The 25,074-nt window shown below is 63.5% G+C and carries 23 protein-coding genes and 1 riboswitch; of the genes, 7 read left to right on the top strand and 16 right to left on the bottom strand.

Translation table 11 applies throughout. The features are described 5' to 3' along the window. Positions 1 to 65 precede the first annotated feature (65 nt). Positions 66 to 1,370 carry an isocitrate lyase gene (gene aceA / locus THIMADRAFT_RS06130; protein WP_007192116.1) on the bottom strand — a complete coding sequence of 435 codons (1,305 nt, stop codon included), beginning with the start codon at positions 1,368 to 1,370 and terminating at the stop codon, positions 66 to 68. Between the two features lie 201 nt (positions 1,371 to 1,571). On the opposite strand from aceA, the gene pdxH reads away from it, so the two are divergent. Then, on the top strand, positions 1,572 to 2,210 hold the full coding sequence (gene pdxH, locus THIMADRAFT_RS06135; protein WP_050799490.1) for a pyridoxamine 5'-phosphate oxidase: 639 nt from the start codon (positions 1,572 to 1,574) through the stop codon (positions 2,208 to 2,210). A 92-nt stretch (positions 2,211 to 2,302) separates the two neighbouring features. Here the strand turns inward: pdxH and THIMADRAFT_RS06140 are convergent, their stop codons facing one another. The 8 genes from THIMADRAFT_RS06140 to THIMADRAFT_RS06175 all read right to left on the bottom strand — a co-directional run bounded on the left by THIMADRAFT_RS06140 (position 2,303) and on the right by THIMADRAFT_RS06175 (position 11,851). Further along, a complete protein-coding gene (locus THIMADRAFT_RS06140; RefSeq protein ID WP_233490193.1) occupies positions 2,303 to 2,917 on the bottom strand; it encodes an arylesterase in 615 nt (204 codons plus the stop codon). Positions 2,918 to 2,961: 44 nt separating this feature from the next. Beyond that, positions 2,962 to 3,357, bottom strand: a complete 396-nt coding sequence (locus THIMADRAFT_RS06145) for a CPCC family cysteine-rich protein (protein ID WP_007192119.1) — start codon at positions 3,355 to 3,357, stop codon at positions 2,962 to 2,964. A gap of 379 nt (positions 3,358 to 3,736) precedes the next feature. Next, the gene (gene fba / locus THIMADRAFT_RS06150; protein WP_007192120.1) at positions 3,737 to 4,801 is read right to left on the bottom strand and encodes a class II fructose-bisphosphate aldolase; all 1,065 of its coding nucleotides are present in this window, start codon (positions 4,799 to 4,801) and stop codon (positions 3,737 to 3,739) included. A 64-nt stretch (positions 4,802 to 4,865) separates the two neighbouring features. Beyond that, the gene (pyk, locus tag THIMADRAFT_RS06155; RefSeq protein ID WP_007192121.1) at positions 4,866 to 6,308 is read right to left on the bottom strand and encodes a pyruvate kinase; all 1,443 of its coding nucleotides are present in this window, start codon (positions 6,306 to 6,308) and stop codon (positions 4,866 to 4,868) included. 96 nt (positions 6,309 to 6,404) lie between these two features. Beyond that, positions 6,405 to 7,586: a phosphoglycerate kinase gene (locus THIMADRAFT_RS06160; protein ID WP_007192122.1), complete on the bottom strand. Its 1,182-nt coding sequence runs from the start codon at positions 7,584 to 7,586 to the stop codon at positions 6,405 to 6,407. 145 nt (positions 7,587 to 7,731) lie between these two features. Beyond that, complete coding sequence (gap, locus tag THIMADRAFT_RS06165) at positions 7,732 to 8,733, bottom strand: type I glyceraldehyde-3-phosphate dehydrogenase (RefSeq protein WP_007192123.1); 1,002 nt, start codon at positions 8,731 to 8,733, stop codon at positions 7,732 to 7,734. A 193-nt stretch (positions 8,734 to 8,926) separates the two neighbouring features. Next, positions 8,927 to 10,933: a transketolase gene (tkt, locus tag THIMADRAFT_RS06170; protein WP_007192124.1), complete on the bottom strand. Its 2,007-nt coding sequence runs from the start codon at positions 10,931 to 10,933 to the stop codon at positions 8,927 to 8,929. 360 nt (positions 10,934 to 11,293) lie between these two features. Beyond that, on the bottom strand, positions 11,294 to 11,851 hold the full coding sequence (locus THIMADRAFT_RS06175) for a thioredoxin family protein (RefSeq protein ID WP_007192125.1): 558 nt from the start codon (positions 11,849 to 11,851) through the stop codon (positions 11,294 to 11,296). 208 nt (positions 11,852 to 12,059) lie between these two features. Here THIMADRAFT_RS06175 and metK point away from each other — a divergent pair, with 208 nt between their 5' ends. The 6 genes from metK (at position 12,060) to THIMADRAFT_RS06205 (ending at position 20,672) form a co-directional block, all read left to right on the top strand. Next, a complete protein-coding gene (gene metK, locus THIMADRAFT_RS06180; protein ID WP_007192126.1) occupies positions 12,060 to 13,250 on the top strand; it encodes a methionine adenosyltransferase in 1,191 nt (396 codons plus the stop codon). A gap of 248 nt (positions 13,251 to 13,498) precedes the next feature. Beyond that, a riboswitch (S-adenosyl-L-homocysteine riboswitch) is annotated at positions 13,499 to 13,584 on the top strand. A gap of 21 nt (positions 13,585 to 13,605) precedes the next feature. Continuing rightward, entirely contained in the window at positions 13,606 to 15,012 is a 1,407-nt protein-coding gene (ahcY, locus tag THIMADRAFT_RS06185; RefSeq protein WP_007192127.1) for an adenosylhomocysteinase, read from the top strand. A gap of 384 nt (positions 15,013 to 15,396) precedes the next feature. Further along, complete coding sequence (metF, locus tag THIMADRAFT_RS06190; RefSeq protein WP_007192128.1) at positions 15,397 to 16,260, top strand: methylenetetrahydrofolate reductase [NAD(P)H]; 864 nt, start codon at positions 15,397 to 15,399, stop codon at positions 16,258 to 16,260. A gap of 601 nt (positions 16,261 to 16,861) precedes the next feature. Continuing rightward, positions 16,862 to 17,269, top strand: a complete 408-nt coding sequence (locus THIMADRAFT_RS06195; protein WP_007192129.1) for a sulfur globule family protein — start codon at positions 16,862 to 16,864, stop codon at positions 17,267 to 17,269. Between the two features lie 326 nt (positions 17,270 to 17,595). Beyond that, positions 17,596 to 18,375 (top strand): hypothetical protein, encoded by a 780-nt coding sequence (locus tag THIMADRAFT_RS06200; protein ID WP_007192130.1) that lies wholly within the window; start codon positions 17,596 to 17,598, stop codon positions 18,373 to 18,375. A gap of 98 nt (positions 18,376 to 18,473) precedes the next feature. Further along, the gene (locus THIMADRAFT_RS06205) at positions 18,474 to 20,672 is read left to right on the top strand and encodes a sodium-translocating pyrophosphatase (protein WP_007192131.1); all 2,199 of its coding nucleotides are present in this window, start codon (positions 18,474 to 18,476) and stop codon (positions 20,670 to 20,672) included. Positions 20,673 to 20,843: 171 nt separating this feature from the next. On the opposite strand, the gene THIMADRAFT_RS06210 is transcribed toward THIMADRAFT_RS06205, so the two are convergent. The 7 genes from THIMADRAFT_RS06210 to nifK form a co-directional block, all read right to left on the bottom strand. Next, complete coding sequence (locus THIMADRAFT_RS06210; protein WP_007192132.1) at positions 20,844 to 21,164, bottom strand: hypothetical protein; 321 nt, start codon at positions 21,162 to 21,164, stop codon at positions 20,844 to 20,846. Next, positions 21,161 to 21,421: a hypothetical protein gene (locus THIMADRAFT_RS26475; protein ID WP_139052705.1), complete on the bottom strand. Its 261-nt coding sequence runs from the start codon at positions 21,419 to 21,421 to the stop codon at positions 21,161 to 21,163. Before THIMADRAFT_RS26475 ends, THIMADRAFT_RS06210 begins: the two co-directional genes overlap by 4 nt. 266 nt (positions 21,422 to 21,687) lie before the next feature. After that, positions 21,688 to 21,957, bottom strand: coding sequence for a DUF6129 family protein (locus THIMADRAFT_RS06220; RefSeq protein ID WP_007192133.1), 270 nt, complete (start codon positions 21,955 to 21,957; stop codon positions 21,688 to 21,690). Continuing rightward, positions 21,954 to 22,661, bottom strand: coding sequence for a dinitrogenase iron-molybdenum cofactor biosynthesis protein (locus tag THIMADRAFT_RS06225; protein ID WP_007192134.1), 708 nt, complete (start codon positions 22,659 to 22,661; stop codon positions 21,954 to 21,956). The genes THIMADRAFT_RS06220 and THIMADRAFT_RS06225 overlap by 4 nt, the downstream gene beginning before the upstream one ends. 266 nt (positions 22,662 to 22,927) lie before the next feature. Further along, positions 22,928 to 23,128, bottom strand: coding sequence for a 4Fe-4S binding protein (locus tag THIMADRAFT_RS06230; protein ID WP_007192135.1), 201 nt, complete (start codon positions 23,126 to 23,128; stop codon positions 22,928 to 22,930). Positions 23,129 to 23,142: 14 nt separating this feature from the next. After that, positions 23,143 to 23,361 (bottom strand): putative nitrogen fixation protein NifT, encoded by a 219-nt coding sequence (nifT, locus tag THIMADRAFT_RS06235; protein ID WP_007192136.1) that lies wholly within the window; start codon positions 23,359 to 23,361, stop codon positions 23,143 to 23,145. Positions 23,362 to 23,441: 80 nt separating this feature from the next. Next, positions 23,442 to 25,013, bottom strand: a complete 1,572-nt coding sequence (gene nifK, locus THIMADRAFT_RS06240; RefSeq protein ID WP_007192137.1) for a nitrogenase molybdenum-iron protein subunit beta — start codon at positions 25,011 to 25,013, stop codon at positions 23,442 to 23,444. Positions 25,014 to 25,074 lie beyond the last annotated feature (61 nt).

Consider the following 25,074-nt stretch of genomic DNA (forward strand, 5'->3'; position numbering starts at 1 on the left):
CGGCCGGAGACCCGGCCGATGGGCGATCGCGCTTCGCGTCGGCGCGAAGCGCGATCAGCGGATTTTCAGAACTGGGCCTCTTCGGTCGAACCGGACAAGGCCGTCACCGAGGAGGCGCCGCCTTGGATGGTCGTGGTCACGTCGTCGAAGTAGCCGGCGCCGACCTCCTGTTGATGCGACACGAAGGTATAGCCCTTCTCGCGCGCAGCGAACTCCGGCGCCTGCACCTTTTCGACATAGTGGCGCATGCCTTCGCCTCGGGCGTAATCGTAGGCGAGGTCGTACATGTTGAACCACATGCTATGGATGCCGGCCAGCGTGATGAACTGGTACTTGTAGCCCATATCCGCGAGCTCGTCCTGGAACTTGGCGATGGTGGCATCGTCGAGGTTCTTCTTCCAATTGAAGGACGGCGAGCAGTTGTAGGCCAGCAGTTTGTTGGGGTTCTGTGCGAGGACGGCTTGAGCGAACTCGCGAGCGAAGCCCAGATCCGGCGTGCCTGTCTCACACCAGACCAGGTCGGCATAAGGCGCATAGGCCAGGCCGCGGCTGATCGCCTGCTCCAAGCCGTTGCGCACGCGATAGAAGCCGTCGTCCGTGCGATCGCCGCTTACGAACGGACGATCATTGTCGTCGACATCGGAGGTCAGCAGGTTCGCGGCCTCGGCATCGGTGCGGGCCAAGAGCAGGGTCGGGACACCCATGACGTCGGCGGCGAGCCGCGCGGCAACCAGCTTCTGCACTGCTTCGCGGGTCGGCACCAGCACCTTGCCGCCCATGTGGCCGCACTTCTTGACCGCGGCGAGCTGGTCTTCGAAATGGACGCCCGAGGCGCCCGCGGCGATCATGTTCTTCATCAGCTCGAAGGCGTTGAGCACGCCGCCGAAACCGGCCTCGGCGTCCGCGACGACCGGCAGGAAGTAGTCGATGTAGCCCGGGTCACCCGGCTCGATGCCCTTCGACCATTGGATTTCGTCGGCGCGCTTGAAGGCGTTGTTGATACGCCGCACCATGGTGGGGACAGAGTCATAGGCGTAGAGTGACTGGTCCGGATACATGGTCTCGGAGGTGTTGCCGTCGGCGGCGACCTGCCAGCCCGACAGGTAGATTGCCTCGATCCCGGCCTTTGCCTGCTGCATCGCCTGACCGCCCGTGAGCGCGCCCATGCAGTTGACGTAGCCCTTCTTTGCCTCGCCGTGCACCAGTTTCCACAACTTTTCGGCACCGCGTTTAGCATAGGTCTGCTCGGGCTGGACCGAGCCGCGCAGACGCACGACGTCCTCGGCGGAGTAGCCGCGGGTCACGTCGGTCCAGCGGGGGTTTTCGGCCCAATCTTGCTTCAGGGCTTGGATCTGTTCTTGGCGGGTCATGGTGGTGCTCCAATGAAGTCTTTTTACCGATCCGCTCGGGCTGCCCGGGGCAGGCCGTCTTGTCGGGTATCAGTGGTGTACCCCTTCAGGATCGCGGATGTTTGACCGTCCTACTCGGTCTTGAAAGAGGAAACTACCGGGGCTTCGACCATTTGGCGAGGCAATTATCCTAATTTTGTTTATTGTTTTTGATAATTTTCAATGAGCGCTGATGCATTTAGGATCCGGGCGATGGAGGAGGGGCTTTCGCGGGGAAGCCTCGATCCGGATCCGATCCGACTGTTCGAACACTGGTATACCGCCGCCATCGAGACGGCCCTGCCGGAACCCAACGCGATGAGCCTCTGTACGGTGGATGACGAGGGTCAACCCTATGTCCGCACCGTGTTGCTCAAGCTCTTCGACCGCGAGGGGTTCGTTTTTTTCACCAACTTCGAGAGCCGTAAGGCTCGGCAGATCGACCGCAACCCAAGGGTTGCGGCGCTCTTTCCTTGGGTGGCGCTGGCGCGGCAGGTCCAGATCACGGGGCGAGCCGAGCGCATTCCGACAGCGGAATCGCTGCGTTATTTCGCCACGCGGCCGCGCGGCAGCCAGATCGGCGCTTGGTCCTCTCCTCAGAGTCAGGTGATCAGCTCGAGGTCGTTGCTCGAGGCCAAGGTCGCCGAGATGAAGCAACGGTTTGCACAGGGCGAGATCCCGCTCCCGGACTTTTGGGGCGGCTATCGTATCGTTCCGAGCAAGATCGAGTTTTGGCAGGGGCGCGAAAGCCGACTCCACGACCGCTTTCTCTACACCCGCGAGGGCGACGGATCCTGGCGGATCGAGCGACTCGCGCCTTAAGCCGCGCCCAGTGCGGTATGTGATGTTTTTAGATGGCATCGGATTCTGCTGACTCGATGATCGTCGGAGCTGGCGCCGTTTAAGAATTTGACTCAAAGCGCTCCGGCGTCAGTCAAGAGTCGGTGCATCGCTTCGGCGACCTGGCGGTAACCGGCGGCGTTCGGATGGATTTGATCGGCCTTCAGCTCGCGATCGGCGAGGACATCGGCCAGCACCGCGTCTTCGAGCGGCAGTGCAAGCTCGTCCGCCAGCTCCCGATAGAGCGGGTGGGTACCGAGGAACAGCCCGGGCTTCGGGATGCCGAGCAATACGACCGATGCGCCCCGCTCTCGCGCGAGCATCACCATCTGCCGAAGATTGGACTTGGTCTGCTCCAGGTCGCGCCGGCGCAGCATGTCGTTGCCGCCATGACCGAGGATGACCAGGTCCGGTTGCACGGTGTCGAGCACCCCTGGCAGCCGAGCGAGACCGGCGTCGCTTTCCTCCCCCGGCACGCCGGCGTTCACCACGTCGCGGCCGCTCGATACCGCCAAGATCTCCGCAAAACCCTCCCCGTCGCCTGCGCCGGTGCCGCGCGTGAGGCTGTCGCCGAAGGCCAGGATCACCGCGTCGCTCGATAACCGCGGAATCTCGGGTGGGCGGCTGCAGCCGACGAGCAGGACGACGGCAAGCAACAGGGTGAGCAGGCGATGGATCATATCCGCCATGCGTTTCGCATCAACGACAGGGCACGGGATCCGTGCGCGTTGCATTACCCTACGACCCGACGCCAATAGCTCATGCGCCAGTAATAGAGCACGGTGGTGTCCGGCCAGGGATAAGAGTCGCCATAGGCTGTGCCGCGGACCGGCTGCTCGATATTGTCACGCGCGGGGTCCAGGGGGCGCCAGCCTTCGTCGATGGTCTCGCCCTCGACAGGGTCGCGCGTGTTGCCGATGCTGCGGCGCTCGGACGCGCCATAGTCGCGAAAATTCTGTTGGGCCTCTTCCAGGCTTACGGTGTTGCTGCTGCCGGGCATCCGGGCAAAACGTAATTGGGTTAGATCGTCCTCCCAGCCGCAGATGGGGCAGACCTGGTGAAAGCCGGGTTCGCGATCATGGACACGGTAACCGCAACAGGGGCAGGGGAATTTGATGTCGTCGGTCAATGCGGTCTCCGTGTGGGTGGGCTGGCGCCGGCGAATAGCGATCAGCTATCCGCTTTCAGCCACCAATACACTGGCGTGGCGACGGTGCGATGCCTAATGAAAAAAAGGGGCGCACCGGGCGCCCCTTCGTCTTCTTCCATGCCTTCGGATCGGCGCCTAAGACCTGTCCGGTGTGCCATGCGGTTTCATCGATGAAATCCCGCAGGTAGGGTGGACGAGCGCTAGCGAAGTCCACCGAATCCCTGCGCCGGCGCAGGTGGACTGCGCTTACGCTTGTCCACCCTACGGCCTCATCCTAAACCGCGTCAGCTCCGACGCTTGTCGATGCCCGGAGACCGGGCATCAAGCGAAAACAGCGCATATCACACGAAGACGCGGTTTAGTTGACCTTAGGCTCGAGCTCGCCCTTGGCGTACCGGTCGGTCATCGCCTCGAGCGACATGGGCGTGATCTTGCTTGCGTTGCCGGCGGTGCCGAAGGCCTCGTAGCGCGCCTTGCAAATGCCTTTCATGGCCTTGGTGGCGGCGATGAAGTATTTGCGCGGATCGAATTCCTTGGGGTTTTCGGCCAGGAACTTGCGGATGGCGCCGGTGGAGGACATGCGCAGGTCGGTATCGATGTTGACCTTGCGAACGCCGTTCTTGATGCCCTCGACGATCTCTTCGACCGGCACGCCGTAGGTCTCGCCCATGTCGCCGCCGTACTGGTTGATGATGGCCAACCAATCCTGCGGGACGGAGGAGGAGCCGTGCATCACCAGATGGGTGTTGGGGATGCGCTTATGGATCTCCTTGATGCGCTCGATGGCCAGGATGTCGCCGGTGGGCGGACGGGTGAACTTGTAGGCGCCGTGCGAGGTGCCGATGGCGATGGCGAGTGCGTCGACGCTGGTCTTCTTGACGAAGTCGGCGGCCTCTTCCGGATCGGTCAGGAGCTGGCTGTGGTCCAGGATACCTTCGGCACCGATACCGTCTTCCTCGCCGGCTTGCCCGGTCTCGAGCGAACCCAAGCAACCCAGCTCACCCTCGACCGAGACGCCGCAGGCATGGGCCATTTCGACGACTCGACGCGTCACCTCGACATTGTACTCGTAGGAGGTCGGGGTCTTGCCGTCCTCGCCGAGCGAGCCGTCCATCATCACGGACGAGAAGCCGAGCTGGATGGAACGCTGGCAGACGGCCGCGGAGGTGCCATGGTCCTGGTGCATGCACACCGGGATGTGCGGCCATTCCTCGATGGCGGCCAGGATCAGGTGGCGCAGGAAGGGGGCGCCGGCATACTTACGCGCACCGGCGGATGCCTGCACGATCACGGGGGAGTCCGTCTCGTCGGCGGCCTCCATGATGGCGCGCATCTGCTCGAGGTTGTTGACGTTGTAGGCGGGGACGCCGTACTGGTGCTCGGCGGCATGGTCGAGCAATTGACGCAGCGAAATCAGGGCCATGTGGATTCTCCTCGTATCGGACTGACAGCTAAAAACGGGCGAGCAAGCAGCAAGAATCGCTGGCTCAGTCTTTCGTCAGGAGCTTGTGCTCGCCGACCCGCATGATTTTCAAGATATTCGTTTGGCCTTCGACCCCCGAGCGATCGCCCTTGGTGATGATCACCAGGTCGCCGTCGCGGACCGTCCCGCGTCGCATCAGCTCCTCGATGACCTCGCGATTCACCTCGTGGATGTCCGTGCTGGACACGTCGAAGCTTACCGGATAGACGCCGCGAAAAACCCGGACTTTTCTTCGGGTTGGGGCGGATCGCGTAATGGCGTAGATCGGGATCCCGGAGCGTATGCGCGACATCCATTTCACGGTCGAGCCGGTTTCGGTCAAGGCAGCGATCGCCTTCACGCCAAGGTGATTGGCCGTGTACATGGCAGCCATGGCGATCGCCTCGTCGACGCGACCGAAGACCGAATCGATGCGGTGTCCCGAGCGCGTGACATGCTTTTCCGCTTCCAGACAGATGCGGTCCAGCGCCTCCACCACCTTGGCCGGGTTCTTCCCGATCGAGCTCTCGGCCGAGAGCATGACCGCATCCGTGCCGTCGAGCACCGCATTGGCGACATCGAAGACCTCCGCCCGGGTCGGGATCGGGTTTTCGATCATGGACTGCATCATCTGCGTCGCGGTGATGACGACGCTGTTGAGCTCGCGGGCGCGGCTGATCAGATTCTTCTGAGCCGCCGGAAGCTCCGCGTCGCCGATCTCCACGCCCAGATCACCGCGCGCGACCATGATGACATCGGCGGCATTGATGATGTCGTCGATGGCGCGCAGCGACTCGGCGCGCTCGATCTTGGCGACGATGCCGCCGTGACCGCCGGCCTCGTGGAAGAGCTCGCGCGCAAGCCGGACATCGTCGCCGTTGCGCACGAAGGACACCGCGAGATAGTCCGCGTCGATCTCGGCCGCGAAACGGATGTCTTCCTGGTCCTTCTCGGTCAAGGCGGGTGCCGATAGACCGCCGCCCTTCTTGTTGATGCCCTTGTTGTTGGACAGGGCGCCGCCGACGACGACCTTGCAGTTGATCCGTCCTCCGTCGACGGCTTCCACCCAGAGCTCGATCGCTCCGTCGTCGAGCAGGAGCGTGTCGCCGTGGCGGACATCGTCGACCAGCTCGGGGTAGGTGGTCCCGACCCGATTGCGGTCACCGGCGTGCAGAGGACAGTCGGCGTCGATAGCAAAGTGCTCGCCGCGCTCGAGCCGAATCGGCCCGTCGGCGAACTTGCCGATGCGGATCTTTGGCCCCTGCAGATCCATGAGGATCGCGATCTCGCGCCCGGCAGCGGCCGCGCGCTCGCGGATCGCCTCCGCACGCTCGCGATGACGGTCGTGGGTGTCATGGGACAGGTTGAGGCGAACCACGTCCACCCCGGCGGCGATGATCTCGTCCATCACCGATACGGGGTCGGTCGCGGGGCCGAGCGTGGCGACGATCTTGGTGCGTCTTGGCATGTTGAGCCTCCGGCCTCCAGCCTCCGGCCTCCAGTCCCGCCCGCCGAGCGAATCGCCGGCGGCTGGTGGCTGGAGGCCGGAGGCCGGTAGCGCTGATCAGTCCTTCGCCCGAGCCTCGAGCATGGCCACTGCCGGCAGCGTCTTACCCTCCAGGTATTCCAGGAAGGCGCCTCCCGCGGTGGAGATATAGGAGACCTTGTCGTAGATGTCGTACTTCTGGATCGCCGCGATGGTGTCGCCGCCGCCCGCCAGGCTGAAGCCCGGTGCCTCGGCGATGGCCATCGAGACCGTCTTGGTGCCGCCGCCGAACTGATCGAACTCGAACACCCCGACCGGGCCGTTCCAGACGATGGTCCCCGCCTTGGCGATGACCTCGGCGAGCTCTTGGGCCGACTTGGGTCCGATGTCGAAGATCATGTCGTCTTCGGCGACGTCGGCGACGCCCTTGGTGACGGCCGGCTCGTTCTCGTCGAACTTCTTGCCGCAGACCACGTCGACCGCGATCGGTATGCTCGCGCCGCGCGCCGTCATCTTCTCCATCAGCGCCTTGGCCGTCGGAATCAGGTCATGCTCGCACAGCGACTTGCCGACCGGGTACCCGGCGGCGGCGAGGAAGGTGTTGGCGATCCCGCCGCCGACGACAAGCTGATCAACCTTCTCCGACAAGGCCTCGAGGACGGTCAGCTTGGTCGAGACCTTGGAGCCGCCGACGATCGCGACCATCGGGCGGGCCGGAGCGGCGAGCGCCTTCTGGAGGGCGTCGAGCTCCTCGGCGAGCAGCAGTCCGGCGCAGGCGACCGGTGCCTGTTGGCCGACGCCGTGCGTGGAGGCTTGGGCGCGATGGGCGGTGCCGAAGGCGTCCATGACGAAGACATCGCAGAGCGCGGCATACTGCTTGGCGAGGTCTGCGTTGTCCTTGCCTTCGCCCTTGTTGAAGCGGACGTTCTCCAGCAGCACCAGCTCGCCGTCGGCGAGCTCGGGGGCCTGCTCGAGATAGTCACGCACGACCCGAACCTCGCGGCCCAGCTTGGCGCCGAGTGTCTCGGCGACGGGCTTGAGCGAGTCGGCCTCGGAGAAGACGCCTTCCTCGGGTCGGCCCAGGTGCGACATCACCATCACCTTGGCGCCGGCCTTCATGCAGTGCTCGAAGGTCGGCATGGAGGCCGTGATGCGCGCATCGGAGGTGACCTTGCCGTTCTTGACCGGCACGTTGAGGTCGGAGCGGATCAGCACCCGCTTTCCGGCGAGATCCAGATCGGTGAGCTTGATGAAGGACATAGCGAAGCCTCTGTCTTGAATGAGATGGAAAGCGTTCAGGCCCAAGGTGTGCCTTGCCTGAAAACTCTCGTCGACCGTACGGCCGGTGCCGGATCTCCGGCAACCAGCCGTTCAGGCTGGAGGCAGGAGGCCGGCAGCTGGAGGCTTACTTCGAGACGTGCTCCACCATGCGCAGCATGTTGCAGGTGTAGCCGTACTCGTTGTCGTACCAGGAGACCACCTTCACGAAGGTCGGATCCAGCGCGATGCCGGCCTCGGAATCGAAGACCGACGGCGTGGGGCAGCCGCGGAAATCGGTGGAGACGACCTTCTCGTCGGTGTAGCCGAGCACGCCGGCCAGATCGCCGGACTCGGACGCCTTCTTCATGGCGGCGCAGATGTCGGCATAGCTGGCCTCCTTGCTCAGCTCGACGGTCAGGTCAACCACCGAGACGTCGGAGGTGGGCACGCGGAAGGCCATGCCGGTCAGCTTGCCGTTGAGCTCGGGCAGGACCTTGCCGACCGCTTTCGCCGCGCCGGTGGAGGAGGGGATAATGTTTTCCAGGATGCCGCGGCCGCCGCGCCAGTCCTTCATGGAGGGGCCGTCGACGGTCTTCTGGGTTGCGGTGGCGGCATGCACGGTGGTCATGAGGCCGCGCTTGATGCCCCAGTTGTCGTGCAGCACCTTGGCGACCGGCGCCAAGCAGTTGGTGGTGCAGGAGGCGGCGGAGATGATCTCTTGCCCGGCATAGGTCTTGTGATTGACGCCGTAGACGAACATCGGGGTGGCGTCCTTGGAGGGCGCGCTCTGCACGACCTTCTTGGCGCCCGCCTCGAGGTGCTTGCGGCAAGAGGCGTCGTCGAGGAAGAAGCCGGTGCACTCGATGACCAGCTCTGCGCCGACGTCGCCCCACTTGAGGTTGGCCGGATCGCGCTCGGCGGTCAGACGAATGTTCTTGCCGTTGACGATCATGGTGTTGCCGTCGACGGCGATGTCGCCTTTGAAGTTACCGTGGACCGAGTCGTACTTCAGCATGTAGGCCAGGTACTCGGGGTCGAGCAGGTCGTTGATGGCAACGACCTCGATGCCGGGGAAATCCTTCGCGATCGCGCGAAATGCCATCCGACCGATACGACCGAAACCATTGATGCCGACTTTGATTGTCATCGAGAGATACTCCTCTAAAGGGAACAAAAACCTGCATTGCACGAATCAGGCATCCGGGATGCCGAAGGGTCGGGTAACCCCCGATTCGAGCCGAGACCAACATGTGATGGGTTTGCGCTCGGCACTGCTCTCGCATGTCTCGGAGGCCGGGCGGGTGAGGCCCGGCGTTCCGTCCGCGCAGTGGTCGCAAAGATCAGAGCACGCCGCGAACCTTGGCGACCAGATTCTCGACCGTGAACCCGAACTCCTTGAAGAGCGGGCCGGCAGGCGCCGACTCGCCGAAGCGGTCGACACCGAGGATCGCGCCCTGGTGACCGACATACTTCCACCAGCCGTCCGTGACCGCGGCCTCGACCGCAACGCGGGCGGTCACGGTCTTGGGCAGAACCGATTCGCGATAGGCGGCATCCTGCGCGTCGAAGGTGTCGGTCGAGGGCATGGACACGACGCGGATCGCCTTGTCCGACATCGCCTCGGCCGCCTTCATGGCCAGCTCGACCTCGGAGCCCGTAGCGATGATGATCGCATCCGGGGTGCCGGCACAGTCGCGCAGGATGTAGCCGCCGCGTGCGACGGCAGCGAGCTGCTCGGACGTGCGGTTCATGTGCGCGAGGTTCTGACGCGAGAAGATGAGACAGCTCGGGCCGTCGCGCCGCTCGATGGCGAGCTTCCAGGACACGGCGGATTCGACTGCATCGCACGGACGCCAAACACTCATGTTCGGGATCATGCGCAGGGTCGGGATCTGCTCGACCGGCTGATGGGTCGGGCCGTCCTCGCCCAGGCCGATGGAGTCGTGGGTGTAGACGAAGATCGACTGGATCTTCATGAGTGCGGCCATGCGCAGTGCGTTGCGCGCATACTCGGAGAACATCAGGAAGGTGGCGCCGTAAGGCACGAAACCGCCGTGCAGTGCGATGCCGTTCATGATGGCCGACATGCCGAACTCGCGCACGCCGTAATAGACATAGTTGCCGGGCGCGTCACCCTTGCCGATACCCTTGCAGCCCTTCCACAGGGTTAGGTTGGAGCCGGCGAGGTCTGCCGAGCCGCCGAGCAGCTCGGGCAACAGCGGGCCGAAGCCGTTGAGCGCGTTCTGCGAGGCCTTGCGCGAGGCGATGGTCTCGCCTTTTTCAACCACGGCGGCGATAAAGGCGTCCGACTGCGCGGCCCAGTCGCTCGGCAGATCGCCGGCCATGCGACGCTTGAATTCGGCGGCCTCGGTCGGGAATTGCGAGGCGTAGGCGGCAAAGCGGTCGTTCCAAGCGGACTCGGCCGCGGCGCCGCGCTCCTTGGCGTCCCAACCCTGATAGACCGCGTCCGGGATGACGAAGGGCGGATGGTTCCAGCCCAGCGCCTCGCGGGTCAAGGCGATCTCGTCCTCGCCGAGCGCGGCACCATGACACTCTTCCTTGCCCTGCTTGTTCGGCGATCCGTAACCGATGATGGTCTGGCAGCAGATCAGGCTCGGACGGTCGGTGATCTCGCGGGCGGTCTCGATGGCGGCCTTCACGGCCTCCGGGTCATGGCCATCGACCTTGGGGATGACGTGCCAGCCGTAGGCCTCGAACCGCTTCGGCGTGTTGTCGAGGAACCATGCCGGCGTGTCGCCGTGGCCGCGAACCTCGCCGTCGATGGAAATGTTGTTGTCGTCGTAGACCGCGATCAGCTTGCCCAGACCCAAGGCGCCGGCCAGCGAGCAGGCCTCGTGCGAGATCCCTTCCATCAGACAGCCGTCGCCGAGGAAGACATAGGTGAAGTGGTCGACGATGTCGTGGCCCGGCTTATTGAATTGTGCGGCGAGTGCCTTCTCGGCCAGCGCCATCCCGACCGCGTTGGTGATGCCTTGTCCGAGCGGACCCGTCGTGGTTTCCACGCCCGGGGCGTAACCGTACTCGGGATGCCCGGGTGTCTTGGAGTGGAGTTGACGGAACTGCTTGAGGTCCTCGATCCCGAGCTCATATCCGGTGAGATGAAGCAGGGCGTAGATCAACATCGAGCCGTGGCCGTTCGACAACACGAAGCGGTCCCGGTCGGGCCAGCTCGGGTTTGTCGGGTTGTGCGTCATGAAGTCGTTCCAGAGCACCTCGGCGATATCGGCCATGCCCATCGGCGCGCCCGGGTGACCCGAATTGGCTTTCTGGACCGCATCCATCGCGAGCGCTCGTACGGCATTGGCAAGATCTTTACGTGAGGACATCAGTCCCTCCTAAGTTCAAAAGCAATGGTCAGTCGGTCAAGCGTGCCGCGAGTCGCGACCGCCGACCGGGTAGGGGGCGCGCGCATATCGGGAGGTGGCACGACGTCGGTATGCAGTGTGCAGGGCTAGCGGCCGAAGCGATCACGGCTAGGCTCGGCGAGATCTCGCTTGCGCGAACGAGTTGGCCGGATCGAAACCCTTGTTCGTAGGCCCGTTATTGTGGACGAAGAGTGTCGACCCGAAAATCAAAACAAACTTATACCGTCAAAAAGGAAGTTATTAGTTCCTAATATTAAGAATTGCGCGCGGAAATGGCCAGTATTTTCGTAAGGATCGACGATTTCGCGCTCGTCTCGACGGTCACGCTGTCTTCCATTTGATCGAGCAGCCGATGCTGGGGATCTGCCGGTCGGGACCGGTTCCGGTCCGAGCAACCTCTTGCATCGCCTCGAAAAGATCACGTCTTGCATCCTCCGGAGCCGTCTCCTTGCGGCTCGCATCGAGGCGGCCTCGGTACTGCAGTTCGAGCGCGGCGTTGTATCCGAAGAAGTCCGGCGTGCAGATCGCCCCGTAGGCCTTGGCGACGGCTTGGGTCTCGTCGAGCAGGTAGGGAAACGGGAAGCGGAGCTCGTCTGCGACCTGTCGCATCGTCTCGAAGGAGTCTTCCGGGTAGTCGTGCGGATCGTTTGACATGACGGCAACGCAGCCGATTCCGATGTCGGTGAGCTCGCGGGTATCTCTGACGATGCGCTCCCGAATCGCTTTGACGTAGGGGCAATGGTTGCAGATAAACATCACGAGCAAACCGCGCTCGCCCGCGCAGTCGTCGCGCGTCCAGATCTTGCCGTCGGTGCCGGGGAGGGCGAAATCCGGCGCAGGACGCCCGAAGTCGCAAACGGGGGGTTGGAGCGAAGCCATCGAGGATCTCCGAGTAAACGCCCGGGTCGAATCGGACGTAACCGCATGTTACCGGAAGGCCGTCGGTTTCAAAATCCCTCGCGGCGATGCGATTGCGCCGAAAGGGCATCCGCAGACCGGTGGGCCGGTTTTGCGGTTTCCTCTCGAATCGCTATCATATCCTATCCAGACACGCACCCCTTGGCGCAAAAGGCAGGCCAACGTACCTATGAGCAAGGACTACATCTTCACCTCCGAATCCGTTTCCGAGGGCCATCCGGACAAGATGGCGGATCAGATTTCCGATGCCGTACTCGACGAGATCTATCGCCTCGATCCGAACCACGCCAAGGCGCGCGTCGCCTGCGAGACGCTGGTCAAGACCGGTTTCGTAATGCTGGCGGGCGAGATCACGGTCACCGACGCCGATCTGAAGATCGACTACGAAAAGGTCGTGCGCAGGGTCGTCAAGGAAATCGGCTACGACAATTCGGGCGTGGGCTTCGACGGGAACAACTGCGGCGTGCTGATCGCGCTCGGCGAGCAGTCCAAGGACATCAATCAGGGCGTGGACCGCGAGACCGAGGAGGCTCAGGGCGCCGGCGATCAGGGCCTGATGTTCGGCTACGCCACCAACGAGACCGATATGCTCATGCCGGCCTCGATCGACTATGCCCACCGCCTGGTCAAGCGCCAAGCCGAGGTGCGTAAGAACGGCACCCTGCCGTGGCTGCGTCCGGACGCCAAGTCCCAGATCACCATCCGCTATGCCGACGGCAAACCGGTTGCTGTCGATGCGGTAGTGCTCTCCACCCAGCATAGCGACGATGTCAGCGAAGGCGTGCTGCACGAAGCCGTGATGGAGGAGATCATCAAGCCCGTGCTCGGCTCTACCGGCTGGCTGAACGGTACGACCAAGTACCACATCAACCCGACCGGCAAGTTCGTCATCGGCGGCCCCGTGGGCGATTGCGGTCTGACCGGGCGCAAGATCATCGTCGACACCTACGGCGGCATGGCCCGTCACGGCGGCGGTGCCTTCTCCGGCAAGGATCCGTCCAAGGTCGACCGCTCGGCCGCCTATGCCGGTCGTTACGTCGCCAAGAACATCGTCGCCGCCGGTCTGGCCGAGAAGTGCGAAATCCAGGTCTCCTACGCCATCGGTGTCGCCGAGCCGACCTCGGTCTCGATCGAAACCTTCGGCACCGGCGCGATCAGCGAGCACCGGATCATCGAGCTGATCCGCGCCCATTTCGACCTGCGTCCCTACGGCATCATGCGGATGCTGGATCTCACCAACCGCGAGCTGATCAAGTATCAGGATACCGCCGCTTACGGCCATTTCGGGCGCTCCGAGCCTGGATTTACCTGGGAAAGGACCGACAAGGCCGAGATGCTGCGCGAAGCTGCCGGTATTTAAGCTCAAAGGCAAAAGGACAAAGGTTAACAAGGCTAAAGGAGAAAGGTTAAAGGGGGGTGAAGGGCGGATGGGGGTTTGCGGCCGATTGATGTCGGTCGAGTCCCGCGTCCTTCCGGCCGAATCGAGCGGTGCCCTTGCCCTAGCGCCGATCGTCCCTGATCTACCGCCCCACGACCGACACCCGGCGAATCGAATTTTCACCCTTAACCCTTAACCCTTCACCTCAATACCTTTCACCTCAACACCTCGCCACCGAGGAGCGTTGCGACCCGGACCATCGGAGTCCGGGCCAGGCTCGGCGGCGGGGTCGACACGACAACGGCGCTCACTCACGTTTCATCAGGAGCTGATAACCATGAGTGAGTTTACCGATTACAAGGTTGCCGACATCTCCCTGGCCGATTTCGGTCGCAAAGAGATGGTGATTGCCGAGACCGAGATGCCGGGTCTGATGGCCCTGCGCGAGCAGTACGGCAAAAGCAAGCCGCTGGCCGGCGCGCGCATCACCGGCAGTCTGCATATGACCATTCAGACCGCCGTGCTGATCGAGACCCTGGTCGCGCTCGGTGCCGAGATCCGCTGGTGCTCGTGCAACATCTTCTCGACCCAGGATCATGCCGCCGCAGCCATTGCCGCGGCCGGCATCCCGGTCTATGCCTGGAAGGGCGAGACCCTGGACGAGTACTGGTGGTGCACCGAGCAGGTCCTGAACTGGCCAGACGGCGGCGGCCCGAACATGATCCTCGACGACGGCGGCGACGCGACCCTGATCGTCCACAAGGGCGTGGAGTACGAAAAGGCCGGTGCCATCCCCGCCCCCAAGGCCGACGACAGCGAGGAATGGCTGTCCATCCTGGGACTTCTCTCGCGGACCTTCGCGCGCGATCCCAAGCATTGGCACGGCATCGCCGAGGGCATCCGCGGCGTGACCGAAGAGACGACCACCGGCGTTCATCGGCTCTACCAGATGTTCCGTGACGGGCAGCTCCTCTTCCCCGCCATGAACGTCAACGACTCGGTGACCAAATCGAAGTTCGACAACCTCTACGGCTGCCGCGAGTCGCTGGTGGATGCGATCAAGCGCGCGACCGACGTCATGATCGCCGGCAAGATCGCCTTGGTCTGCGGCTACGGCGACGTCGGCAAGGGCTCCGCGGCATCGCTGCGCGGCCTGGGCGCGACCGTCTGGATCACCGAGGTCGATCCCATCTGTGCGCTGCAGGCGGCGATGGAAGGTTATCGCGTGGTCACCATCGAGGACGTCGTCGGCATGGTCGACATCTTCGTCACCGCGACCGGCAACACCGACATCATCACTCACGATCACATGGCCGCCATGAAGGACCAAGCGATCGTCTGCAACATCGGTCACTTCGACAACGAGATCCAGGTCTACGCGCTCAAGCAGTACGAGTGGGTGAACATCAAGCCGCAGGTGGATCAGATCGTCTTCCCGGACGGGCATCGCATCACCCTGCTGGCCGAGGGGCGGCTGGTCAACCTGGGCTGCGCGACCGGACATCCGAGCTTCGTGATGTCCAACAGCTTCACCAATCAGGTTCTGGCCCAGATCGAGATCTTCACCAAGCCGGAGGACTACCCGGTCGGCGTCTATGTGCTGCCCAAGCATCTGGACGAGGATGTCGCGCGTCTGCATCTGGGCAAGATCGGCGCGAAGCTGACGACACTGTCGAAGGCGCAGGCCGACTATATCGGCGTCCCGGTCGAGGGTCCTTACAAGGCCGAGAACTACAGGTATTAAACCGCGCTCGTTGTTTTGATCCAGCGAGGTTTGCGGGTTTCGCGGCCTCGCGGGCACTTTGAGGCGTTGGAGTCGGCGCGGTTTAAGTCTTTGAGACAGGGGCTTGGATCGCGTCCGCTTCAGCCGCTTCGGGTTTGTCCCCGGTGGATCGCCGAGAACAATTGCGTATAGCGCTGTTTACGCCTTGAACTGCTCGTGACACCGCTCTGCGGTGTCACGTCTCTGTCGGGCGCTCCGCGCCACGTGCGCCGATTGCCCATTGGCGTTCGTGGCCCGTCGCGGTGCTGTCCGTCTCCACCCATTCGCCGCCGGATCGAAGCCACTGACCGCGCTGTCGTTCAACGCGCGGGAGGCGAGAGGCCGGAGGCCGGAGGCTTTTGAGCCATGCCGCCCGTATCACAACAACCCCCGACCTACAGCGTCGAGCTCTTCCCGCCCAAGACCCCTGAAGGCATGGAGAAGCTCAAGCGCGAGATCGCACAGCTCAACAGCGTCTCGCCGGGCTACTTCTCGGTGACCTACGGGGCCGGAGGGTCGACGCGCGAGCGTACCTTCGAGACCGTCGACTGGCTGCGCGGCCACGCCATCGAGACCGCCCCGCACATTGCCTGTGTGGGTTCGGCGCGGGCCGAGATCCGCGAGATCGTCGGTCGTTACCGAGAGCAGGGAATCCGACGCCTGGTGGCCTTGCGCGGCGACCTTCCCTCCGGCATGGGCGGCGGCACCGGCGGTGATTTCCGTTACGCCAACGAGCTGGTGTCCTTCATCCGCGAAGAATTCGGGGACACCTTCAAGATCGAGGTCGCGGCCTATCCCGAGTATCACCCGCAATCCGGGAGCCCCGAGCGCGATCTCGCCAACTTCAAGCGCAAGGTCGAGGCCGGTGCGGATGCCGCCATCACCCAGTATTTCTACAACCCGGATGCCTACTTCGCCTTCATCGAGAGTTGCGACCGGGTCGGGGTCACCTTGCCGATCATCCCCGGCATCATGCCCATCACCAATTACACGCAGCTCGCGCGCTTCTCCGACGCCTGCGGTGCCGAGATCCCGCGTTGGGTGCGGCGTCGACTCGAAGGCTACGGCGACGACGTGGAGAGTCTGCGTGACTTCGGACACGAGGTCGTGCTCAACCTCTGCCGTCGCCTGATCGACGGCGGTGCGCCGGGACTCCATTTCTACACGATGAATCAGTCGGGTCCGACACTGCGGTTGTGGAGGGATCTCGCGCTTCCGCTCCCCGCCTGAATTCGACCCAAGCGAAGGGAAGCGCGCGGGGAGGCGTGGGGGCTCCGCGCCGCCTCGTCCTTGTGCCGTCCGGACGAGCGCGGTTTTAACCAACGTAATAAATAAGGTTTGTCGTGCGGGCTCCTCTCGCGATCCCGGCCTTGCGATGAGTCCTTTTCGTGACGGAAGCTACTGTTTAAGCTCGGAAGCCGTCTCCGGTGGCGGCGCGCGTTCGTCGTTGCCGGGACTTCACGACAGCGTCCGACGGCACTGCCCGGTGCCGTTTAAGACGTTGCGTCTGCACGGCATCGACGCCTATACTCGACCTGCTTCTACCGGTAACGAGCGGCCCGGGCTTCTCCGCAGGGTTTAGCCGTTACTCCGATGGGCCGTCGAGCCCGCAACCTCCCCTTCTGCCCGGATTTGTGCAACACGGCAAACCGCGCCGGTCGGCTGTTTGCGCTTACATACGGCTCACTTCGGAGCTTGGCCCGACCCCGGCAGGGGTCGGCCGCAGGCTCCACATCAAGCCCGCAGTCGGAGGCAACACGATCCTCGGCTTCGGAGACCCCATTGCGGGCACGCCCGCGCTCAACGTTTCCTGATCAGAGGTAGGACGAATATGAATAAAACGATTAAGTTTGCAGGACTCGCAGCCGTTGTCGCTCTGGCCGGTGCCTCCTTCTCGGCCAGCGCCTGGTGGGGTGGCCCGGGTTACGGCGGCGGTGGCCCCGGCTACGGCAGCGGCATGATGGACAACTTCGGCGACATGTTCGGTGACGGCACCGGCGACTTCAACATGAACATGAGCGGAAGCGGTCGCTCCTACGGGCGTGGTCAGGGCCGTGGCTATGGTCGCGGTTACGGCTACGGCGAGCAGTACGGCTACGGTGCGCCTTACGGCTACGGTGCTCCCTACGGCTACGGTGCGCCTGGCTATGGCGCTCCCTACGGCGCGCCCGGTTACGGTGCACCTTACGGCGGCGGAATGCCCGCCCCGATGGCACCTCAGGCTGCTCCCGCACAATAAGGACGAGCTCGTCGTCTAGGGGCCTCGGCGCAGGCCGAGAGCCCCGAGCCGACTCGGATACAGGGACGTATCCAACCCACCTCCCGCGTGTCCTGTCCCCGTATGCTCTCGGTCTTCTCGACCGGTTCGCGCTCCGAACATTCCTCGCCCCTCTGCATTGCTCGCTCTCGCTGTTTTGAACCGACCACGCACGCGTGCGTCGTCCGATTCCTGTCGCCCCGAGATATCTCTTCCTGATCTGCTCTCCACATCGCCGGCATTTATGGTGATAATTGAGAAACACCGGGTCCGATCGGGCATCCGGGCACATCACGGCGAGGCTCGGCATGGCTGAAAAGCATCTGTATCTGTCCCTGATCCCGCAGGCGCTCATCGCGTCGATGCTCGAGCCGGAGGCGTTCGGCAGCTACTACGCGGTCGGCTCCAAGGCCCATGTCAAGGGCGAGGCGATCTTCTTCGAGGTCGACCCGGCGTTCCGATCGGACGATTTCCCGTTCCATCTGGTGGACGAACGCTGCATTACTCAACCGGACGGCGCCCCGAAACGCTCGGTGTATCTCTCGATCTATCGGGTCTTGTCGCGCATCCCCGTGTCTGCACTCGGCAACCTCTATCTGGTGACCAACGACGGCAAGACGCTCGAGCTGCCGCGCTCGGTCTATGTGCCCGAGCCGGGTGGTCGTCTGCATCTTTATCAAGAGTTCTGCCCCATCACGCCGATGGTCGCCAGTCGCTCGGAACCGCATGAGTTCTGCGACGCCATCACGGATCCGTCCCATACGGTCCATGTACCTCGTCTCGTGTTCTCCGAGCTTCGACTCGGTGCACTCGCAACCGACCCCGAGAAGGGCGCGGCCGACGATCTTCCCTATCCCAACCTCGCCCATCTGCGCGACGTGCTCTACGAGCTCAAACACAACGACACCAAACCCAGCAAGCTCGTGTTGAAGCAGGTCAAGGAGGGCGTGCTTTACCGCATGGTCCAGGGCGGCTTCTATGTCGGCGACCAAACCGACTTTGCCTTCTACCGCTTCCCCGATCTCGATGAGCTCGAGAACCGTCATCGGGGCTGGTGGCGCTCGGCCCAGGTGACCGGGCTCGAGTGATCCGCGGTCCTCGATTCCCCTGAGTCCCTGACTCAGGTCCTGCCCGACGCACCTCCCGCGGCGGGTTCTTTCGGCCTCCCACGTCCATTGGAATACCCATGAACGAGCCCGTCTTTTGGATCGCACCGATCGCCGCGCTGTTGGCGATGATCTATGCCCGCAAGTTTTTCAAGGAGATGCTTCGGCAGGACCAGGGAACCGCGTTGATGCAGGAGATCGGCGATCATGTGCGCCACGGTGCCATGGCCTATCTGCGCCAGCAGTACAAGATCATGTTCTTGGTGTTTGCGCTTCTGACCGTCGTCTTCGGCGTTCTCGCGTACTACTACCAGGTCCAAAACCCCTGGCTGCCCTTTACCTTCGTCTTCGGGGGGTTCTTCTCGGCGCTCGCCGGCTATTTCGGCATGCAGACCGCGACCCGTGCATCGACCCGCACGGCGGCGGCTGCGCGCACATCGCTCCCCGAGGCACTGAAGATCGCCTTCCGCAGCGGTGCCGTCATGGGTTTGGTCGTGGTCGGGCTGGGTCTCGGCAACATCGTCGTCTGGTTCATCCTGGCCGACTTGCTGATCCCTCACAGCGCCGCCGGTGAAGGGGTCCGGATGGTGTTGGTCACCACGACGATCCTGACCTTCGGCGTGGGTGCCTCCATGCAGGCCATGTTCGCACGCGTCGGCGGCGGTATCTTCACCAAGGCCGCGGACGTGGGCGCCGACCTGGTCGGGAAGGTCGAGTCCGGCATCCCGGAGGACGATCCACGGAATCCGGCGGTCATCGCGGATAACGTCGGGGACAACGTCGGCGACGTCGCCGGCATGGGTGCCGACCTCTTCGAGTCCTATTGCGGCTCCATCCTCGCGGCCTCCGCGCTCGGGGCGGCCGCCTATGTCCTGGATCCGGCGCTCCAGATGAAGGCCGTAGTGGCCCCCATCGCCATTGCCGGCATCGGCATCTTGCTGTCGATCGTCGGGGTCTATATGGTCAAGACCAAGGAGGGCGCGACCCAGAAGGACCTGCTCGGATCGCTTTCGCGCGGTATCAATGCCAGTGCGCTCATGATCATCGTGGCCTCCGCCGGGCTGCTGCTTCTGCTCGGCATCCCGAATGTCTGGGGGATCTGGGGCGCGGTTGTGACCGGGCTGGTGACCGGCATCATCGTCGGCCGCTCGACCGAGTATTCCACCTCACCCAGCTACGGCCCGACCCGGCTCATTGCGGCCCAGGCCGAAGGCGGGCCGGCGACCCTCATCATCGCAGGCGTCGGTGTGGGCATGCTCTCGACCGCTATTCCCGTCCTTGCCGTCGGCACCGGGACCATGTTGGCCTTCCTCTTCGCGTCCGGGTTCGATCTGACCCAGATGAATCAGGGTCTCTATGGCGTGGCCATTGCCGCCGTTGGAATGCTCTCCACGCTGGGCATCACCCTCGCCAGCGATGCCTACGGCCCGATCGCCGACAATGCCGGCGGCAACGCCGAGATGAGCGGTTTGGGTGCCGAGGTCCGTGCACGGACCGATGCATTGGACTCGCTGGGCAACACGACGGCGGCCACCGGCAAGGGCTTCGCGATCGGCTCGGCCGCCTTGACCGCACTCGCGCTCATCGCCTCCTATATCGAGGTGATCCGCATCGAGCTGGTGAACGCGGGGCAGACGGTCTTGACGCTCGGCAACGATGCAACCGTCGAGACGGCACGGGCGACCCTGACCGATTTCATGACCTTCTTCAATGTGACCTTGCTCAACCCGACCGTCCTCGTGGGCCTGCTGATCGGCTCGATGGTGGCCTTCGTCTTCAGTGGCTTGACGGTGCAGGCGGTCGGGCGTGCGGCCATCATGATGGTCGAAGAGGTGCGCCGACAGTTTCGTGAAGATCCGGGCATCCTTCAAGGCACCTCGCAGCCCGACTACGAGCGCTGTGTCGCCATCTCCACCGTCGGTGCGCAGCGCGAGATGGTGCTGCCGGCCTTGCTGGCGGTGATTGCGCCGGTCGTGGTTGGCCTGCTGCTGGGTGTCGCGGGCGTGATCGGGCTGCTGATGGGCGGTCTTGCAAGCGGCTTCGTGCTCGCGGTCTTTCTCTCGAATGCCGGCGGCGCCTGGGACAACGCCAAGAAATACATCGAATCCGGCTATCACGGCGGCAAGAACTCGCGTGCGCACCGCGCATCGGTGATCGGTGATACTGTCGGCGATCCCTTCAAGGACACCTCCGGACCGAGCCTGAACATCCTGGTCAAGCTGATGAGCATCATGGCCATCGTCATGGCCGGGGTGACCGTGACCTACAGCCTGCTCTGAAGCCGGCTCGGGACGGATGAGCCGCAAAGGCGAGGAGCGTTGAGCCCGTTCGGTTCTTGCGGGCAGACGAAGTTCGGATGACGACTCCAGGAAATCACCTCAAGTGATTTCCTGGATCGGGATACGGATTCCCGCAAATCGCCTCAGTGCTGGTGCCTCAGTGCTGGTGCCTCAGTGCTGGTGATAGAGGTCGTCGAGCGGGCTTTCGTGGGCGAGCGGGGTGCCGAGCTCCGCCCAGGTGAAGAGGTTGAAGGCGCGATGTCCGTTGTGGTCCAGCACGCGGAGGCTGTCCGATTCGGTAAACCCGTTCATGACCTTCTCGAAATGGCCCTTGTAGCGCTCCCGGGCCAGCTCCATCGGGATCTCGTAGGCCAGGAATTTCGGGATACCTTTATCCTTCAGACGCTCCAGAAGGTCGGGATTCTCAAGCGAGTCATAAGAGGTGACGATCACGATCGGACCGTTGCCGGTCACCAACATTGCGCATTTCATGGGGCTTCTCCACCAGATTGATCGCCCAAGCCGGGCGAAATGAATATGCCGAGCGCACGTCGGTTTGTCGCCGCATTGCGCGCCCCGCGCACGCCGGGCCGGCGTTCTTCCTCCTCGCCGTCGTGGGCGCTACGCCTGATCGGCGCGTCGTGTCCCGATGTTTGCGGGATGCACCCTGATTGCCGAAAAATCCACGTGCGCTCGGTATTGCGTGCCGCGAGGATCGATTCCGGCTTGGACGGCATCAGGATCGGCAAGGATGAGGTCCGGGCCGCAGCCGGCGGATTTTAGCACCGAAGGAGACAGGGAGGGTGCGGCGCGAGGGCGCTCGTCATCGCGCCCGGAGAGAGGCCGGGCTGCGGGTTGTCGTTCGGCGAGGCTCCCGATCGTTTCCACGGGCATTTCCGATGGGCTTGATCCATCTCGACTCGCCTGACGCACGAGCCCGATCGTTGGCCCTTTGCCGGTCGATCGGAGTTTGATCAAGGTGATCCGCGCAGGATGCCGACCCGAATCAGGCCGGTCAATCCTCCTCGTCGACCTCGGCGAGGACGATTCCGGTGGCGTTCGCCGGGTCGTCGGTCAAGACGAGACAGTGCTCCCGCCCATCCACCAGGTAGAGTTTGAAGCCCTCGGCGCTGCGCACCGGTTTGCCGACGCTGATGTCGTCGTCGCTGCAATGGGTGAAATGGACATCGGTGAACGCCTCGCGCAAGGCACCGATCGTCTCGGTGCTCAGCCCCGCGCGGCGCACGACCTCCGCGATCTGGTCGAGGCGCTCCTCGGCAATCATGCCGCATCCTCCGAGCGCTCGAACCGCACCCGCTCCTCGGGCGATTGACCCATCGCCTTGGCGAGCCAGGGCGGTGCTTTCTCGCCGAGGATGCGCTGCAGGGCCACCATGCGGTCGCGCGCGCTTCCGCCGGCCGCGTCCTTGATGGGGTGAATATCGGCCTTCACGACCTTGGCCGCCGCCGGACCTCCGATCGACGCGACGTAGAGCACCTGACAATCGGCGATCAAGGCGGCGCGTTGTCCGTTCTTGTCCTCGACCGTGCCGGATTCCGCGATCTCGCGCACGCCGATCAGACGGACCTCCTGCGGCGAGACCTGATAGACGAGGAAATGCCGTGCCGCACCGAAGTGCCCGTCGAGCTCATCCCCTCCGTTCGATGCACAGGCGACCCGGAGCGATCCCGGCATGTCGCCCTCTTCATACGGCTCGATCGGCGGAGCCGGGGCGACTGTTTGTCCGGTCTCTCCCTTGAGAATGGCCAGTATCGACTTGAGCACATCTGCATCCAAGTCGGCCAGCTCGCCGTCGGCGGCCTGCTTGAGATCTTTCACCCGCAGGGTATCCAGCGTTGTCGCGGTGGGCGGCAGGCCAACGGTGTCGGCGAGGACGCGAATCAGGCGCGCCGGATCCGCATCGGGCAGGGTGCGGGCGGCCAGGCCGATACGCAGGGCGATATCGTCGGAGAGAGTGTCGTTGGACATCGGATTCGGTCCTGTCTGCTTTGGATTCGAGATGGATTGCGTGAACTGTGTCGATGCAAGACCGCCAAATGGGCTTGTCCGCGTACGCTGCGTCAATGGGTGCGTCTCGGGCCGGCGGGCGCGGCCCGTCTCAATCGACCGATCAATGAGCGTGCGCGATTCAAGCCCTTGATTTGAAAAATCATCTTGAACCGCGCTCCGCCGATCTTCGTGACGCGGCGAGCGGCCGAAAACACTCTCGCCCCGCTCGTCACGCCAAGCGCGGTTCAAGCCGGGACGATGCAGTCCTCTTCCATGCAGGCATCGAGACACTGCGGCACACCGGGCTCGCCGTCGCCTTCGCATTCGCTGCAGGTGGCGGCATCGATCCGGTAGACGCCTTTCCAGGCCGAGATGGATTGCGTCGGGCACAAGGGCTCGCAGTCGCCGCAGGCGGTGCAGAGCTCGCGAATAATTTGCAGGGCCATGTCGATTCTCCTGATTACTCGTCGCCGCGCTTGAAGCGCAGCGTGGTCGGAAATGCGGGGGGCGGGCTGATGGGGTCGATGTACCAGCGCGACCCATCGGTCAATTCCACCTCGCCGCCCCATTGTTCGGCGTTATCCAGCTCAACGGAGGCAATCGTCTCCTCCATGTCCTTTTTCGCGACGTAGAAGAGCAGGTCTCCCGCGTCGTTCTTACGAATCATCACATTGGGCATCAGTGGGTAGCCTCTCGTCGTCTTGACCGGGTCTGCCGAACGCTCAGCCCTCGGGCGGCGCAGCGCGCCGCCCGAGCAGGCTATCTCACCAGGTCGTAGTTGTAGTCCGTCACGCCCATCTCGCGGGTCTCGTCGTCCAGCCGCTCGAGCACGGCATTGACCAGGGTGGTGAGGATGTACATAGCGCCCTCGTAACCCAGCGTGGTCATGCGATGCAGATGGTGCCGATCGAAGATCGGGAAGCCGATCCGGATCAACGGGACCTCATGCTCCTTGCCCTTGTGCAGGGTGTCGCGCTGAATGAACTTGCCGTAGCTGTTGCCGATCATGAAGTCCGGCTTGTCGGTGAAGCACAGCGACCGGAAGTGCCACAGATCCGCACCTGTGTAGACCTTGCCCTCCTTGCCGTAAGGCGAGGCCGCGAGCACGCCTTCCACCTCTTTCTTCCAGCGCTTGTTGGCGTGGTTGCAGAGGATGTGCGTCGGCTCGGCACCCAGCTCGAGCAGGAACTTGACCATCCCGAGGACATAGTCGGCATCGCCGTAGAGGGCGAACTTCTTGCCGTGCAGCCAGGTGTGGCTGTCGGTCATCATGTCGACCAAACGACCGCGCTCCTTGGCGAGCGACTCGGGGATCGCCTTGCCGGTCAGCTCGGAGACCTTCATCAGGAACTCGTCGGTCCACTCCAGCCCCATCGGGATGTGGATGGCGGTCGCCGGCTGCTGCATGTTGATCTGGACGTACTTCTTGGTCTTCGGCAACTGCCAAGGCTGCAGCAGCAGGGTGTCGATCGCGTTCGGGGCGTCCTTCACCTCGTCAAGGCTCGTGCCGCCGTCGTACATGCGGTACTCGCCGTCGGCCGGGGTGTCGAGCACCTCGGTCGGGTCGCACAGCAGGCTGTAGTCGACGCCCATCTCCTTCATCATGCGGTGCATGACGCGGTAGTTGCCGAGATAGGTCTCGAAGCCGGGGACCAGGTTGATCTTGCCGTTCGAGCCGACGACCTTACCGTCCATCGAGTTCAAGGTGAAGTAGCGCAGGATGCCCTCGAACATGTTGTCCCAGCCGGTCGTGTGGCTGCCCACGAAGCTCGGCGTATGCGCGAACGGGGTCGGGAATTCCTCGGGGACGTACCCTTCCTTCTTGGCGTTGCCGATGAAGGCGTTGAGGTCGTCGCCGATGACCTCGGCCATGCAGGTGGTGGAGACCGCGATCATCTCGGGCTTGTAGAGCGCACGCGCATTCTCCAGGCCGTCCATCATGTTCTTCTGGCCGCCGAAGACGGCCGCGTCTTCCGTCATGGAGTCCGAGACGCAGGCGATCGGCTCCTTGAAGTGACGGTTGAAGTAGGTGCGGAAGTAGGCCACACAGCCTTGCGAGCCATGCACATAGGGGAGCGTCTTCTCGAAGCCGAGCGCGCACAGGACGGCGCCGAGCGGTTGGCAGGCCTTCGCCGGGTTGACGGTCAGGGCCTCGCGCTTGAAGTTGAGCTCCTGGTACTCCTTGGTCGTCGTCCACTGGAAGACCTCGTCGATCTTCTCGTCGGAGTGGCGCTCTTCCACGCCGCCCTGCTTCTTGGCAAGGTTGTCGACATAATCGGCATCCCGGAACAGGGGATAGCTGGGTTTGATCTGGTCGATGGTCTGGCTCATGAGTGTGCTCCTGCCGCGCCGCTCATCCGCGGACAACGACATGGTTGGGACTGCGTTCGGT

Origin of the sequence: Thiocapsa marina 5811, assembly GCF_000223985.1 — a bacterium.
GTDB lineage: Bacteria > Pseudomonadota > Gammaproteobacteria > Chromatiales > Chromatiaceae > Thiocapsa > Thiocapsa marina.

Bases quoted from the DNA above. Each gene is read 5' to 3' on its own strand.
- aceA (WP_007192116.1), bottom strand. From the start codon at position 1,370: ATGACCCGCCAAGAACAGATCCAAGCCCTGAAGCAAGATTGGGCCGAA.
- pdxH (WP_050799490.1), top strand. From the start codon at position 1,572: ATGAGCGCTGATGCATTTAGGATCCGGGCGATGGAGGAGGGGCTTTCG.
- THIMADRAFT_RS06140 (WP_233490193.1), bottom strand. From the start codon at position 2,917: ATGGCGGATATGATCCATCGCCTGCTCACCCTGTTGCTTGCCGTCGTC.
- fba (WP_007192120.1), bottom strand. From the start codon at position 4,801: ATGGCCCTGATTTCGCTGCGTCAATTGCTCGACCATGCCGCCGAGCAC.
- pyk (WP_007192121.1), bottom strand. From the start codon at position 6,308: ATGCCAAGACGCACCAAGATCGTCGCCACGCTCGGCCCCGCGACCGAC.
- THIMADRAFT_RS06160 (WP_007192122.1), bottom strand. From the start codon at position 7,586: ATGTCCTTCATCAAGCTCACCGATCTGGATCTCGCCGGAAAGCGGGTG.
- gap (WP_007192123.1), bottom strand. From the start codon at position 8,733: ATGACAATCAAAGTCGGCATCAATGGTTTCGGTCGTATCGGTCGGATG.
- tkt (WP_007192124.1), bottom strand. From the start codon at position 10,933: ATGTCCTCACGTAAAGATCTTGCCAATGCCGTACGAGCGCTCGCGATG.
- THIMADRAFT_RS06175 (WP_007192125.1), bottom strand. From the start codon at position 11,851: ATGGCTTCGCTCCAACCCCCCGTTTGCGACTTCGGGCGTCCTGCGCCG.
- metK (WP_007192126.1), top strand. From the start codon at position 12,060: ATGAGCAAGGACTACATCTTCACCTCCGAATCCGTTTCCGAGGGCCAT.
- ahcY (WP_007192127.1), top strand. From the start codon at position 13,606: ATGAGTGAGTTTACCGATTACAAGGTTGCCGACATCTCCCTGGCCGAT.
- metF (WP_007192128.1), top strand. From the start codon at position 15,397: ATGCCGCCCGTATCACAACAACCCCCGACCTACAGCGTCGAGCTCTTC.
- THIMADRAFT_RS06195 (WP_007192129.1), top strand. From the start codon at position 16,862: ATGAATAAAACGATTAAGTTTGCAGGACTCGCAGCCGTTGTCGCTCTG.
- THIMADRAFT_RS06200 (WP_007192130.1), top strand. From the start codon at position 17,596: ATGGCTGAAAAGCATCTGTATCTGTCCCTGATCCCGCAGGCGCTCATC.
- THIMADRAFT_RS06205 (WP_007192131.1), top strand. From the start codon at position 18,474: ATGAACGAGCCCGTCTTTTGGATCGCACCGATCGCCGCGCTGTTGGCG.
- THIMADRAFT_RS06210 (WP_007192132.1), bottom strand. From the start codon at position 21,164: ATGAAATGCGCAATGTTGGTGACCGGCAACGGTCCGATCGTGATCGTC.
- THIMADRAFT_RS06220 (WP_007192133.1), bottom strand. From the start codon at position 21,957: ATGATTGCCGAGGAGCGCCTCGACCAGATCGCGGAGGTCGTGCGCCGC.
- THIMADRAFT_RS06225 (WP_007192134.1), bottom strand. From the start codon at position 22,661: ATGTCCAACGACACTCTCTCCGACGATATCGCCCTGCGTATCGGCCTG.
- THIMADRAFT_RS06230 (WP_007192135.1), bottom strand. From the start codon at position 23,128: ATGGCCCTGCAAATTATTCGCGAGCTCTGCACCGCCTGCGGCGACTGC.
- nifT (WP_007192136.1), bottom strand. From the start codon at position 23,361: ATGCCCAATGTGATGATTCGTAAGAACGACGCGGGAGACCTGCTCTTC.
- nifK (WP_007192137.1), bottom strand. From the start codon at position 25,013: ATGAGCCAGACCATCGACCAGATCAAACCCAGCTATCCCCTGTTCCGG.